11 protein-coding genes are annotated in these 15103 nt (G+C 40.8%); 9 read left to right on the plus strand and 2 right to left on the minus strand.

What is annotated here, in order from left to right:
* Nucleotides 1-102 precede the first annotated feature (102 nt).
* The 5 genes from J1N51_RS01580 to rluB are packed head-to-tail and all read left to right on the plus strand — an operon-like array spanning nt 103 to nt 3989.
* Nucleotides 103-948 (plus strand): PHP domain-containing protein, encoded by an 846-nt coding sequence (locus tag J1N51_RS01580; protein ID WP_208833281.1) that lies wholly within the window; start codon nt 103-105, stop codon nt 946-948.
* A 53-nt stretch (nt 949-1001) separates the two neighbouring features.
* Entirely contained in the window at nt 1002-1622 is a 621-nt protein-coding gene (locus J1N51_RS01585; RefSeq protein ID WP_208832258.1) for an L-threonylcarbamoyladenylate synthase, read from the plus strand.
* Nucleotides 1623-1648: 26 nt separating this feature from the next.
* A complete protein-coding gene (locus J1N51_RS01590; protein ID WP_208832259.1) occupies nt 1649-2473 on the plus strand; it encodes a segregation and condensation protein A in 825 nt (274 codons plus the stop codon).
* A 3-nt stretch (nt 2474-2476) separates the two neighbouring features.
* Nucleotides 2477-3100 carry an SMC-Scp complex subunit ScpB gene (gene scpB, locus J1N51_RS01595; RefSeq protein ID WP_208832260.1) on the plus strand — a complete coding sequence of 208 codons (624 nt, stop codon included), beginning with the start codon at nt 2477-2479 and terminating at the stop codon, nt 3098-3100.
* 22 nt (nt 3101-3122) lie between these two features.
* Nucleotides 3123-3989, plus strand: coding sequence for a 23S rRNA pseudouridine(2605) synthase RluB (rluB, locus tag J1N51_RS01600; RefSeq protein ID WP_208832261.1), 867 nt, complete (start codon nt 3123-3125; stop codon nt 3987-3989).
* A 78-nt stretch (nt 3990-4067) separates the two neighbouring features.
* On the opposite strand, the gene J1N51_RS01605 is transcribed toward rluB, so the two are convergent.
* A complete protein-coding gene (locus J1N51_RS01605; RefSeq protein WP_208832262.1) occupies nt 4068-5630 on the minus strand; it encodes an HD domain-containing phosphohydrolase in 1563 nt (520 codons plus the stop codon).
* 118 nt (nt 5631-5748) lie between these two features.
* Between J1N51_RS01605 and J1N51_RS01610 the strand changes: the two genes are divergently transcribed.
* On the plus strand, nt 5749-7743 hold the full coding sequence (locus J1N51_RS01610; protein ID WP_208832263.1) for a sensor histidine kinase: 1995 nt from the start codon (nt 5749-5751) through the stop codon (nt 7741-7743).
* An 82-nt stretch (nt 7744-7825) separates the two neighbouring features.
* Here the strand turns inward: J1N51_RS01610 and J1N51_RS01615 are convergent, their stop codons facing one another.
* Nucleotides 7826-8575, minus strand: coding sequence for a YciK family oxidoreductase (locus J1N51_RS01615; RefSeq protein ID WP_208832264.1), 750 nt, complete (start codon nt 8573-8575; stop codon nt 7826-7828).
* 234 nt (nt 8576-8809) lie between these two features.
* Between J1N51_RS01615 and J1N51_RS01620 the strand changes: the two genes are divergently transcribed.
* From J1N51_RS01620 to J1N51_RS01630, 3 genes are all read left to right on the plus strand, one after another.
* On the plus strand, nt 8810-11473 hold the full coding sequence (locus J1N51_RS01620; protein WP_208832265.1) for a VolA/Pla-1 family phospholipase: 2664 nt from the start codon (nt 8810-8812) through the stop codon (nt 11471-11473).
* 100 nt (nt 11474-11573) lie between these two features.
* Nucleotides 11574-12638 (plus strand): protease SohB, encoded by a 1065-nt coding sequence (gene sohB, locus J1N51_RS01625; protein ID WP_208832266.1) that lies wholly within the window; start codon nt 11574-11576, stop codon nt 12636-12638.
* A gap of 71 nt (nt 12639-12709) precedes the next feature.
* Nucleotides 12710-15091 carry a S9 family peptidase gene (locus J1N51_RS01630; RefSeq protein ID WP_408635906.1) on the plus strand — a complete coding sequence of 794 codons (2382 nt, stop codon included), beginning with the start codon at nt 12710-12712 and terminating at the stop codon, nt 15089-15091.
* The last annotated feature ends 12 nt before the right edge of the window (nt 15092-15103 follow it).

The raw sequence follows: 15103 nt of genomic DNA on the forward strand, positions 1-15103 counted from the left end.
GATTAGCTGTCAATCATATATTTGGGTACATTGCGATAAAATGGTAGAACGATACGGTATATGTCATAATCCGCTACAGTTTAATTCGAGTTTTAGGTTTCTATTTTGAAGTATGACCTGCATTGCCACACTACCTGCTCTGATGGTTCGTTATCCCCCTGCGAACTAATACTAAGAGCAGAGGTTAAAAACGTCGATGTACTTGCTATCACAGACCACGATAGCGTAGCTGCAATTGACGTTGCACAACAGGAAATAAACAAGAAAAACTATAAAGTACAGTTAATCTCCGGCGTAGAAATTTCTACAAAATGGCATGGTTTTGACATACACGTTGTTGGCCTTTGCATTGATCACAGTTCTACAGAACTGACAAAATTTTTGGTATCACAAAGAGAAAAGCGTCGAATTAGAGCGGCAAAAATTGGTGAAAAACTCGAAAAGAAAGGCCTGTCAGGCGTGTACGAACTTGCTTGTCAGTATGCTGCGGGCGAGTCTGTAAGTCGCGGACATTTTGCCAAAGCTATGCTAGCCCTTGGTTATGTCAAAGATTTTGATAGTGCCTTTAAAAAATATATTGGCAAGGGCAAACAAGCCTTTGTCGCTCCTGAGTGGTGTAGTGTCCAAGAAGCCGTAGCCACGATTAAGTCAGCTGCCGGTATAGCAGTGTTGGCGCATCCGGTGCGATATGACCTATCTAACAAATGGTTAAGAAAGCTAATCGTAGAGTTTACTGTTGCTGGTGGTGATGCCTTGGAAGTTGGTTTGGTGCAAATGAACCCAGATCAAAAATTATTCATCGCGTCTCTCGCTAAGGAACATGGTTTGTATAGTTCGCAAGGTTCTGACTTTCATCATGAAAGTCGCTGGACAGAGCTAGGCCGTAATTTGTCATTAACAGAGCAATGCAAACCAGTTTGGGAACATCCCAGTTGGCGCCTATTATAGTTTGAACGTATACTGTAGAAATATTATTAAGCTTTTAAAATAAAAGAGAATTTATGAGCCAGTTTTTTCATGTTCATCCAGACAACCCCCAGGGAAGACTCATTGCCCAAGCAGCGGATATTATCAAATCGGGTGGGGTGATCGTGTATCCTACAGATTCTGGATATGCCATCGGTTGTGGTATTGGCGAGAAAAAAGCAATGGAGCGCATTACCAAGATAAGAAAAGTTGGCAAGGACCACAACTTTACCCTGGTTTGTAAAGACCTATCAGAAATCGCTAATTTTGCACGGGTTGATAATCAAGCGTTTAGAACGATTCGTTCATTGACACCAGGTCCTTACACCTTCATTTTCAAAGGTACCAAAGAGGTTCCCAAACGACTTCTCAATGAAAAACGCAAAACTATAGGTATACGCGTGCCGGATAACCGCATTGCCCTAGCATTACTGGAAGAATTAAATGAACCGATTATGTCTTCGTCATTGTTGTTACCTGGTGATGAATTTGCTGAGTCTGACCCTGAATTAATTCGCGAACGTTTGGAAAAACAAGTGGATTTAGTCATCCATGGCGGCTTTTTAGGTGAGTCACCTACGTCAGTGATTGATTTCTCAGACGGCGAAGCGGTAATTTTGCGACGCGGTGAAGGAGATGTTAGCCAGTTTGAGTAATTATTTAGTGGCTGACTAAAGATTAAATGGATACTAAAAACACAACAGAAATGGTTCAACAGGAGTTACCCCTAGCACTTGTGCGCGGCGAGATTGTCATTGAACGACCGCAGGACCTTTTTATTCCACCGGATGCGTTAGAAGTATTTTTAGAAGCATTCGAAGGGCCGTTGGACTTTTTGTTGTATCTGATTAAAAAACAAAAATTCGATATTGTCGACTTGCCTATCTTTGAGATCACTAAACAGTATATGGAATATGTTGAGGTGATGCGCAAACTCAAACTTGAATTAGCTGCTGAGTATTTAGTGATGGCTGCTATGCTAGCAGAAATTAAATCGCGGTTGTTACTGCCCAAGCACGACTTTGAGGACGAAGAAGAAGTCGATCCGAGAGCAGAATTGATCCGTCGGCTGCAGCAATATGAGGTGATTAAAAACGCCGCGCAAGATTTAGATGACTTGCCCAGGTCAGAACGCGACGTATTTACTATATCTGTGACCAACCCTGATGCGATGGTCAGGCAAGATATCGAGCCAGATGTAAGCCTACAGGACTTGGTGCTAGCGTTTCAGTCGGTTCTCAAAAGGGTCGACGCATTTCAACATCATGAGATTAGTAAAGAAAGACTTTCTACTCGGGAAAGAATGTCTCAAATTTTGGTAATGCTACAAAATAAAAGTGATTTTACCGAGTTTAGTGAATTGTTTGAGCTCTCTGAGGGGCGAGAGGGAGTTGTTGTAACTTTCTTAGCAATTTTAGAATTGGTAAAAGAATCACTCATAGACGTGATTCAAACTTCGGCTTTTCAGCAAATCCATGTAAAATACCGCCAGCCAGAGATGGACTAGATTATGTCTTCAGAACAAACATTAACTAAACAAGAGTTGAAAAAAATCGTCGAGGCAGTTGTTTTTGCGAGTCCGGCGCCTATTTCGATAGAGAAGATCCAAAGTTTGGTGTTCGCTGAGTTAAACATCAAAAAAATGGAAATTGAAGACGTATTACAATCGATAAAAAAAGACTACAGTCATAAAGCTGTAGAATTAGTGGAGTCAGCGAGCGGTTTTTCTTTTAGGACAAAAGAGAAATATGGTGAGTGGATCAGTAAGTTATGGCAAGAAAAACCACCTAAATATGGACGAGCATTATTAGAAACACTGGCATTGATTGCTTACCAACAGCCAATCACACGAGGTGAAATTGAAGACGTTCGTGGCGTTGCTGTTAGCAGTAATATCATAAAGACTTTGTCCGAGAGGCAGTGGATTAAAGTTGTAGGGCACAAAGAGGTGCCAGGTCGTCCTGCCTTATACGGGACAGATAAACCGTTTTTAGATTATTTTGGTTTAAAAAGTCTATCAGACTTACCGCAATTAATTGAACCAGAATCGTTAGAAGCCGTTGCTAAGCGCCTAGAAACAGAATTCATGGGGCACAATCTGGAACAACAACCAGACTCCCAACAAACACATTAACTGTGAAGAGAAAAGATTCAAAATGAGTGAAAAATTACAAAAGGTGTTAGCCCGTTCAGGTGTGGGTTCTCGTCGTGAGATGGAAACCTACATAGCTAATAACCGTGTTAGTGTAAACGGTAACGTTGCTAAGCTTGGCGATCGTGTTGATGGTTCAGAAACCATCAGAGTCGATGGACATATCGTTGATGTTCGTAGTCGCGAAGAAGAAATATGTCGTGTCTTGATGTACAACAAGCCAGAAGGTGAAATGTGTACACGTAAAGATCCAGAAGGGCGTCCAACGGTATACGATCGCTTGCCTCAATTAAAAAATAGCCGCTGGATTGGTATTGGCCGATTAGATGTAAACACGTCAGGATTGCTCTTGTTTACTAATGATGGCGAACTGGCCAACCGATTAATGCACCCAAGTTATGAAATTGAACGTGAATACTCCGTTCGTGTTTTTGGTGAAGTCACTAATGAAACATTGCAAAACATTACTCAAGGTGTAGAACTTGAGGATGGTTTGGCTAAGTTCGACCGCGTTAAAGCCGAACGAAATATGTCTGACGAAGGTAAAAATAAGTGGTATTCGGTAAGTCTACGAGAAGGCCGTAACCGCGAAGTCAGAAGGTTATGGGCGTCACAAGATGTTACCGTTTCTCGCTTGGTTCGAGTTCGTTATGCAGATATCAAACTAGATAGACGATTGATCCAAGGTGGATGGAAAGAGCTTGGTTTAGACGACGTTAATGCATTGCGTAAAAAGGTAGGGTTAGATCGCGAACTAAGAGAGTTTAACCCAAATATCCAAAAAGAGACGGCTCAAACGCGCAGAGTAGAACACGCACGAATCAAGCGAGCGGTTAAAAAACACAAAATGCGTCAAACGAAAAAACGTTAATTATCGATATAGAAAATTGCAGATTAAAAAAAGAGGCGTTAAGCCTCTTTTCTGTTGTATCTTTTATTTACCTTATATCTATTTCATATCGTCTATTACTTCATCCCGATATTTGTTGTAAATTTCTACAAACTCATCGTTGTGCTTTTCGAATATTTCAATAAGTTTGGGTTCGAACTTACTGCCGCTTTGCTCAATCACAAACTTATTTACATCTTCCTGTTCCCAAGCTGGTTTGTAACAACGTTTACTCATTAATGCATCAAAAACATCAGCTACTGCTGTTATTCTACCGTAAATATGAATTTCTTCGCCTTTTAACCCGTCAGGATATCCACTGCCGTCCCAGTTTTCATGATGTTGACCAGCTATGATTGCACCTGCTTGGAAAATGGGCTTTTCCATATGTCTAAGACTGTTATATCCGACTTCAGCGTGGGTTTTCATGATTTCCCATTCTTCCGGATCTAAAGGTCCTGGCTTGTTAAGAATATTATCTGGAATCGCTACTTTACCGACGTCATGTAGTGGAGACGCATAGAATAATTCGTCACATTGCGCTTCAGATAAGCCATAATATTCAGCAAGTAAACGTGAAAATAAAGCAACCCTTCGAACGTGATTACCCGTCTCTTTACTCCGAGATTCAGCTAATTCACAAACCGAATAAATAATGTCTTTTTGAGTATTCGTTACGTCTTCATAGAGTTCGATGTTTTCTAATGCAATAGAGACATTTTTACAAAACAGCTCTATTAAGGAGTAATCTACGTGACTTATTTCAGAAGAGCCTTTTATACATAAAACGAGCTTTTTGTCGCCATAAACGTTGGTAAACGTTATGCTGTTTTTATCTGAAACAATAACGCTTCCGGTTGTTTCAGAAGCTCTGTTTTTAACTTCGTTAAATAAGGCGCTGTCGTCACCGCTGCTATTTCCTTGTTTTACGGATGCTATGACTTGTAAGTCCGTTTCATCTTGTTTAGCCATAACCGCATCGTATTCCATTAAGAATACATCGTCTTCTAAATATAATATTGCAGCAAGTTGCTCTAATGCGCCTTGAGCGAAACCTTTTATCGAACTTTTTTCCAATATACTTGCCGTCGCATCTATGACTTTTTCTAAACCTAAACGGTGCTTATCGAGTGCAACAATGTCTCGGTAGGAGCGAAGTGCAGTGTAGACAACTGAATGTAGCTTTTTGGCAGTTAACTCGGTCTTCTCGGTGTATCCGTTGATGTCATATTGCTCAATTACTTCAACTTCCGGAGCCTGGCCGGGTTGGCCCGTTCTTAAAATGACTCGTACATTGTGATTATCGAGTTCATTTCTTATGTAATTGACGGTTTTTAAACCTGCATCATCGGATTCCATGACGACGTCTAGTAAAACGACAGCGATATCGTTTTGTTTAGATAAAAGTTCGCCAGCTTCTTTGCCTGAATATGCGTGAAGAAACTCTAAGCCTTTATCTGAGAAAGTGAATTGACCAAGAGCTATCTCGGTTATTTTATGGATACTTGGTTCATCATCAACAATAAGAACTTTCCAAGGGGACGTTTCTTCAGTTGTATCGTCTGCGACCACATCTACTTCTGGTGCAAATACAAATGCACTGTCTAGGCCATCGTTGGACATAGAGTTTGATTCCCATAATTTAATTTTAAATATTTGTGCTACTTTTAATTGTGAGAACTTAGAGAGTTAACTACTAACTGTCTGTCTCTACTTAATTTAATAGAAGAGGAATGCGGTCTTGTCAATTTTTTCACGTACTCTGATCTTAGTAATGGGAACAGCGATGGCTGCACTCATTTTACTCGCTTTTTTGACGATAAACTTCAGTCAAAATTATATCAATACATCACTTACAGAAAGACTAGATGCGCTGATTCGCAATCAAGAGATCAAAGTTAGCCAGGCTCTTGATAGCTGGACAGAATCAGCAGCTTTGATTTCTAATAATTCGCAATTGTCAGAAGCTTTGGGCCGGTACAATAAAAATGGTGACCCTGACGATTACGCTTTAGTCAGAAACATACTTGATGACGTATTAGAGTCTTCAGGCGTATTAGTAAAGCTTGCGTTGTTTACGCCAGAACGCGAACCAATAGTAAGTCTAGGCTTTTTGAGTGAGGTAGAACGAGCTTCTATATTACGAGATGTGAGTGAAGGTTATAGCTTTGGCTTTTACCAAATAAGCAAAACCAATATTGGTAAAACCTATGTCCATCTTAACGAACCGGTCATTTATGAAGACGAACTGGTCGCTGAGTTGGACATAATTATCGATGTAACGGGATTTGTTGAAGCGTTTTACGACAAAACAGGCTTAGGAGAAGGCGGGTTTACAAGAGTACTGACCCTTACGGCAGTAGGGAATTGGGTGGATATTTCAGATCTTAGTATCAAGCAAAATGTAAATCAGGATCTAACGTTAGAGAATATCTCATACGATGGTTATTTATCTTCTTTTGGTGGGAAGCGTGATGAGTTTATTACGATTTCTCGTCGTATAAGCGGTAGAGCAGTTGTTTTACAAGTTAATTTAAATAAACAAGAAGTCTTTGCCCCAATTGATAACTTTTATCATCAAATGTTAATGGCATTAATCACTGCTATGGCAATAACTGGTGTTATTGGCTGGTTGTTTAGCCGACAAATTACAAGACCTATTACACGCATTAATAAAACGGTCAGTCGAATTGCCGAGGGAGAGAAGGGAATAGAAATTGTGAGTGAAGCCAAAGATCCAAGGGAAATTAAAACACTCACTACAAATATTGCGCAAATGGCCAATAGTCTATGGAAAATGAATGAAAACCTAGAAGTTGTTGTCGCGGAGAGAACGGCGCAATTGACAAAACTCACTGAAAATTTGGAGCTTGCAGTTGATGAACGTACGCAGGAATTTCAAGAGGCCAACGCGCTATTGTTAGAGGCTTTAGAAGAGTTACACGACACCAAGAATGAACTGGTCAAAGCAGAAAAAATGGCTTCCCTTGGCGAATTGGTAGCTGGGGTTGCACATGAAATTAATACCCCGCTTGGTGTAGCTGTTACGGGCATAAGTCAAATTGATGGTCAATTGCAGCAATTAGAAACCAATAAAAATACAGGTAAGCTAACAGCATCTAATTTTGATGGCTTTATTAATGAGACAAAAAGCTTGGTCGAGTTGATGAATGATCAACTGCAAGTAGCGTCGTCTTTAATTAAGAACTTCAAAGAAGTTGCCGTCGACCAGCACAATTCAGATATTAGAGATGTAGAACTCAATACCTACATGAATAAGGTCATGGATACAGTACGTCCTAAATTTAAACCGACGAACATTGATTTATATTTAGACTGTGACGAATCTTTAGCGCTCAAAACACGTCCGGGTGCATTTTCACAGGTTGTATCCAATTTATTACTCAATAGTTTAATTCACGCCTTTGACGATAATGAAGTAGGGATGGTAAAAATTGACTGTAAGGAAATTGGCGACAAAATTAAAGTTGAAATCAGTGACGACGGAAAAGGCATAAGCAAAGAGAACTTAGAAAAAGTCTTTGATCCATTCTTTACTACCAAACGTGGCCAAGGCGGTAGTGGTTTAGGCTTGAGCATCGTTTACAACATAGTTACCGAAGCTTTAGGCGGTCGAATTGAAGCGAGTAGTGAACTGGGTCAAGGAACGACATTTACCATCGAGCTACCTAAGGCTCTTAAAGCTGAAGATATTTCGTCTGCAGAGGTGGAATAATTAGATTTGATAAAATAATTTTGACAAAAAAGAAGCGACCCAGTGTCGCTTCTTTTTGTTTTTAGCCTAATATTTATGTTGATTATTTAGGTTGAAGGTCGATTGATTGACCATTCACCTCTTTACTTTCATCTGACATTAGATATACATATCCAGGCATTAAATCTAACGGCGTTTTCAGCTTCTCAACATCTTCGCCAGGATACGCCTTTGCACGCATTTTAGTTTTTGTTGCGCCAGGGTTTATGGCGTTAACGCGCATGTGCGTGTGGCCATATTCGTCAGCCATTGTTTCCATTAGGCCTTCTGTTGCAAACTTTGAAAATGCGTACTCGCCCCAAAACGCTCTACCTTTTTTGCCAACACCGCTTGAAGTGAAAATAATCGACGGGTTCTCGGCTTTCTTTAGGACAGGTAATAACGCCTGAGTTAAAAAGAAGGTTGCTTTGAAGTTTACTTTCATTACTTTGTCAAAGCTGTCTTCCGTTATGAATTCTACTGGGTTTAAGCAAGCAAGAATGGATGCATTATTTAATAATCCATCCAAACGGCCAAATTCCATTTCGATAGTCGCGGCCATATCTTGATAGTTTTTAACTGTTGCACCGTTCATATCAAGCGGAATAATAGCAGGCTCTTTACCGCCAGCCTTAACGATTTCGTCATAAACGGCTTCTAGTTTTTTTACCGTACGGCCGAGTAAGATCACTTCGGCACCGTATTCAGCGTATGTTAACGCTGCTTGGCGGCCAATCCCATCTCCGGCGCCGGTTACTAATATAACTTTGTTTTGTAGTGCGTTTTTGTCGTTTGGTAACGAAGAAAGATTCATAAATATCATGGATTAAAGAAAAATTAGCGTATATGTTACCGCTCATCGCATTTAAATTCATTATCCGCTACACTTTTTTATGCTCAATTTATTTTTGGGGCTAGCTTATTCCATTTTTCTAATGTAACTTTAACTGGTCTAAGCTGTTAAAATTGTCCAAATTACAAAGCGAAGGTACGCAAAGTAACTCCGCAACAATAATAAAATAAAGAAACTAGGACTCTGGGGAGAACAATGAAAAAATTAGTACTTAGCATAGCGATAACCAGTGCGCTGGGTCTGACAGGTTGTGAAGATACGACTTTGGAAGACGTTCAACAGGAAAATGCTGCCGCAAAAGCCGAATTAAAAGCCGAAGCTGTAGCAAAATTAACGACACCTCGTGTACGCACGGTGTTTGACCCTTCAGGTGGAAACATCTCCATACCTAATGACTTATTATTCAGCGGAACAACAGACGGTACTTTAGAAATACCTGCTGAAGTTGCACAGAAAGAAGCAGGTGATGTTGACTTCACAAACCCTCAAATCGCACTTGGTGCTTTGGACGGTTGGGGTACTCAGAATTCATTTACCATCGCGCTTGATTACGACAGCGATGAGTTACAAATAGATCCGGCTACTCTACAGGTGCCTGGTGCCGTTGCTCTTTACCAAGTTGAAAAGTTTCCTTCTTTGACTGATCCAGATTGTAGCGACGCGACAAAAGCTGGTCTTTTGTGTAAAGGTTTGAAGCAACTTCAATTTGGAGTTGACTATGTAGCAACCCTAAGCGGCAAAAACATTGCTATCGTACCTTTAAAGGCATTCGAAGCAGGCACAAGTTATGTAGTAGCGTTATCAGATGATATTAAAGACTCATTGGGTAATGCATTGGCGCCGTCTTCGACTTATGCGTCAGTTAAAACAGACATAAACTCTTCGCCATTAGTATTGCCTTCTATCCCGGATAGCGAATTGAACGCAACTCAAGCGGGTATACGTCTACTTCAAACTATGGTTAATAATTTTGAAGACGTACTAGAAGCGGATTTAGGTGCTGATGCGTCTAAAATAACGTACACGCAGGCGTTTACTGTTCAGTCGGCAGGGGTACCAACTTCTGATCCACTACAAATCGTAAAACAGCTTAATGGCCAAGCGTTTGGTATGATGGCGCAAGCTGACGCGAGTTCTGTAGTAACCGTTATTGCTCCAGTTTCGATGCAAGTTGCTCCAGAAGTATCAATTAATTTAACGGTTGCGCAAGCATTAGCAGCACAAAACTTGATCCCTAATGACCCAATGAATCCAAGCTATGCATTGTTTAACTCTGCAAACTTGTATTCTGGTTCTATGACGGTTCCTTACTACCTTGAGTCTGGTGCTGAATCAGTAACAGGGCGTTGGGAAGCAGCATGTGATTCAGGTGCTATGTTACGTGCGTTGAGTGATGAGCAAAAAGCTGCGCTAGCTGCACAAGCTGGCGATAATCACGAGCTTTGCTCGCAGGTTGGACTGGCTGACTTTGGGATTGACACATATCGTCATTTGACCAAGTTCAATCCAGTACCTGCAACTAAATCAATGCAGGAAGTTGCGATTCAGGTAACGCTACCTAACGTTGAAAACGCAAACATGGTACGCCCTAGCTTTGGTTTAGCTGCTGATTTGGTCAAGCCTATGACAGGTTGGCCGGTAGTTATTCTACAACACGGTGTTACTTCTAAGAAAGAAGATATGCTTGCTTTGACAGGTGTGCTATCTGCAATGGGTTTTGCTACGGTAGCAATCGATCACCCATTACACGGTTCTCGTGGGTTTGAACTTGAAGATGGTACTGTTATCAACGCAAGTAGTTCGGTTGAAGGTAGTGACCCGACGGTTTACCTAAACCTAGCGAGTTTATTGTCAGGTCGTGACAATATGCGTCAATCGATTGCAGACGGATTAAAACTAAGATTGTCTCTAAACGCGATGATTGACGGTACAAATCCTACTGTTGCAACTATTGATGCTTCAGAAGTTCATTACTTGGGTCATTCACTTGGCGGTATCACAGGTGTTGGTTTTGCAGCAGTAGCAAACAGTCCGACTGGTAACGAGTCTCTTGATGGTCTATACAAAATTGATACGGCTGTTTTGGCAAACCCAGGTGCAGGTGTCGGTAATTTCTTACTTGAATCAGGTGCATTTGGTCCGTTAGTAGCGGCTTCAGTTGTCCTAGGTCTTGAAAACGAACTGTCTGATGCGGTAATGGCGAACTTAGCACCAGAAACGTACGGTCAAATTGTGATGGCAAACCCAAGCTGTGCAGCAGCGTTTGACGGCGAAGGTAACTTAGTTAACCAAAGTGTTGCTATCGTATGTGCGTACGAAGCGTTTATGGCTACGGCGACCGACGAACAAAAAGCACAAGTTCAGTCTGGTTTAGCGTCGTTCTCATTTGCAGCGCAAACGGTAATTGATGCGGCAGACCCAACTAACTATGCCCAAACCTTAGTTGCAACTGGTACTCCTGTACTAATGTATGAAATGGTTGGTGACTTAGAAGAAGGTGGTATGAACCCATCGGATCAAGTTGTTCCAAACCGTGTTTCGACAAATATGTTAGCTGGTACTTCAGGTCTAGAAATGCAAATGGGACTACAAAAAGTAACTGAGCAATCAGTTATTGATCTTGAGTCTGGTTTGCAAGCTATCGTTGAATTTAGATACGGTGGCCACTCAACGTTGTTATCACCAGCAACAAGCCTAGAAGGTAACTACCCGGCATTGTTTAATGCAGTGAACCAAGAAATGCAGGCAATTGCAGCAACGTTCATGAAGAGCAAAGGTACAGTAGTAAATATTTCTGATGCAGGTTTTGGTGCGTGTTTAGTTAAAGGCGCTAACGAAGAAAACTGTAGCCCAGAATAAGAGCTATTAATCGTAATAAAAACCAGCTTCGGCTGGTTTTTTTTTGCTTTCAATTCAAGTTGTGAAACAATTAGCCCATAACAAAATACAGGAGTAGGTTTTGGAATATCTTTACGAATACGGTTTGTTTTTAGCAAAAGCAGTCACTTTTGTCGTTGCAGTTTTATTAGTTGTAGGCTTTGTAGTAGGTGCCGCAATCAAACAAAAGCAAAGTAAAAAAGGTGAATTGAATATAGACCACCTGACTGAACAATTTAATGAGGATATGGATGACATTAAAAAGTCCATGATGTCCAAAGAAGAATTGAAAGAGCATGAAAAACAAATAAAAGCTAATGCTAAAAAAGAAAAGAAAGACAAAAAGGCAAAACAAAAATCAAATGCATCCGCGGCTGATGAAGAGCAATTAATGCGCAAAAGAGTGTTTGTTGTTAGTTTCGACGGCGACGTAGAAGCAAGCGCTGTTGAGTCTTTGCGAGAGGAGGTCACCGCGATTATTTCTATTGCGCAGCCAGACGATGAAGTGGTAATCAAGCTAGAGAGTCCTGGCGGGATGGTTCATGGGTATGGCTTAGCTGCTTCACAAATTCAACGACTGACGTCACGAGGTATTAAAGTTACTGCTGCTGTTGATAAAGTTGCAGCAAGTGGTGGTTACATGATGGCCTGTGTTGCAGATGAGATCGTTGCTGCGCCATTTGCAATTATTGGTTCAATTGGCGTTGTAGCTCAACTACCAAACATTAATAAGTTATTAAAAAAGCACGATGTAGAAATTGAGCAGCACACAGCGGGTGAGTTCAAACGAACTTTAACGGTATTGGGTGAAAACACGGACAAAGCTCGAGAAAAGTTCAAAGAAGAGCTAGAGGAAACTCACGTACTGTTCAAATCCTTTGTCTCGGAAAACCGTCCTGTGGTCGAAATCGACACGGTTGCGACGGGTGAACATTGGTATGGTGTACAGGCAAAAGAATTAAACCTGATAGATCAGGTCAAAACCAGTGATGATCTGATTCTAGAATTACATAAAGAAAAAGACGTTTACTCAGTTGAATACAAGATCAAACACAACATTGCGGAAAAACTGGGTGTAGCGGCAAGTACGGCGTTTACTAAAACATTAGGAAAGTTTTCGACTTGGTCGTTGACTCATTCTAAATAATAAAAATAGGGAAGGAGTTTATGGACTCTATAAAAAACACAAAGGAAACAAACGTGAAACGTTTTGTTTCGATGTTGTTTCTTGGCTTAGTTTCAAGTTCTGCTTTAGCCAATACGAATTCAGACATAAAACTAGAAAAAATAATGTCAGATCCAAGTTGGATTGCTGAAACACCTTTGTCAGCCAAATGGTTACCTGATTCAAGGCATGTTGTTTTTGAACAAGCGGTGAAGGATCACGCGATAAACAAAGTTGTTAGATTAGATACTCTTTCGCCTGCTAGCCAGAAGGACGTCGGACTTGATGCATTACATACGGTGCAGTTAAGTCAAGTAACTTATGGTGGAGACAATAAAGCGGCATATGTATTTAAAGGCGATATTTTTGTTGTTGATCAAAATACCAATAAGGTAACTCAACTAACTCATACCAGTGCAACAGAACGCGGACCACAATTTTTAAACAATGGCGATTTAGGTTATTGGCAGGGCAATAACTATTTTACTGTTAACCTAACAACTCGTGTTATCCGTGAACGCTTCGCTTTAAAGATGGCAGAGCAACCTAGTGGACCAGATGGCCCTAAAGATCTAATTGCGAAAGAACAACACCAATTAATCGAATATGTCGCTAAAGAGCACAAAGCGGCACAACAGAGGTTTGAATTTAATCAACAGTTAACGAAGCAAAACAAAGTCGCTAACAAGCAAACCTTTTATTTTGATAAAGAGCATACAGTTCGCTCAGCGGAAGTTTCACCGTCATTAAATTATGCTGTCGTCGTTACAGCACCCAAAGTTGATTGGCGCGGTAAAGACGATTTGATGCCAAATTATATTGGTGATGATGGACGCATAAAATTTGAAAAGGTCCGCCGTCGTGTTGCTGACGCAAAACCTAATCAACAAAGTTTTCATTTGTTAAATCTAGCCACCGGTGAAAAAAAACAATTAGCGGTTTCGGACCTACCTGATTTTAACAAAGACGTACTCGCAGATGTAAAAGCGGAAAACGCCAAAGCAGCAGGCAATGAGTATGAAAGTAAACCATCACCAAGAACCATCAATTTAATTGTAGATTGGTCTTGGTCTCAAAGTCCGATTCAGTGGCATAACAATGGTGAACAAGTCGCGATGATGTTTGAGGCTAGGGATAATAAAGATCGTTGGATTGCAACCGTTGATTTCGATAATGGTAAACTAGTTACTCAACACCAGTTACACGATGATGCTTGGATAAACTATACGTTTAATGATTTTGGCTGGTTACCTCAAGAAGAAACACTATATTATTTGTCTGAGGAAACAGGATACTCACACCTTTACACCAAAAATTTGAGTCAAAAGCCGATTCAACGTACTAAAGGCGAATTTGAAGTTTCAAATTTGACGCTTACCCAAGACGGTAACTCAATGTATTTCAAAGGTAACATTAACCATCCTGGTGAATACCACATTTACCGTTTAGATTTAAACACAAAAAACGCTAAGCCAGTAAACTTAACAGGCGCATTGGTTGGTGAAAATAATTACAGTCTAAGCCCGGATGAAAAGAGCTTACTAATCACCCACTCAACTCTGTTAAGGCCAAGTGATTTATATAAGCTTGATGTGGGCACAAACAAAATTACACGCTTGACTGATACTGTTTCTGAAGAATTTAAGTCGATGCCGTGGCAAGCTCCACAAATTATCGAAGTTCCGTCGTCCCACGTAGACAAGCCAATTTATGCGCGCCTGTATTTACCAAAAGACTACCAGTCTGGCGAGCCAAGACGTGCTGTTATTTTCAACCACGGTGCAGGCTATTTACAAAATAGTCACAAAGGTTGGTCTGGTTACTTTAGAGAGTTTATGTTCCATAACATGTTGGCACAGCAGGGCTACGTCGTGTTAGATATGGACTATAGAGCTTCTAAAGGATATGGCCGAGATTGGCGCACAGCCATCTACCGTCAAATGGGTACGCCTGAAACTCAAGACTTAGTTGATGGTGTAGAGTGGTTAGTTAAAAATGCAAATGTTGATCGCGGCCGAATAGGAACCTATGGTGGTTCTTACGGTGGCTTTATGACATTTATGGCCTTGTTTACCGAGCCTGATTTATTCCAAGCTGGGGCGGCATTGCGTCCGGTTACCGATTGGGCACATTATAACGACGGATATACGTCTAACATTCTTAACCGACCTGAAGACGATATGATTGCTTACCGAAGAAGCTCACCGTTATATTTTGCAGAAGGACTACAAAAGCCATTATTAATCAATGCACCTATGATCGACGATAACGTCTTTTTTGTAGATGTCGTCAGATTAGTACAGCGCCTAATTGAGCTAGAAAAAGAAAACTTTGAGACCGCAATATATCCTGTAGAGCCACATGGTTTTAGACAACCTTCGAGTTGGCTGGATGAATATCGTAGGATTTACAAGCTGTTTGAAGACAACTTGTAATGACTTTATAGA

This window comes from Psychrosphaera ytuae, assembly GCF_017638545.1.
In the GTDB taxonomy this organism is placed as follows: domain Bacteria; phylum Pseudomonadota; class Gammaproteobacteria; order Enterobacterales; family Alteromonadaceae; genus Psychrosphaera; species Psychrosphaera ytuae.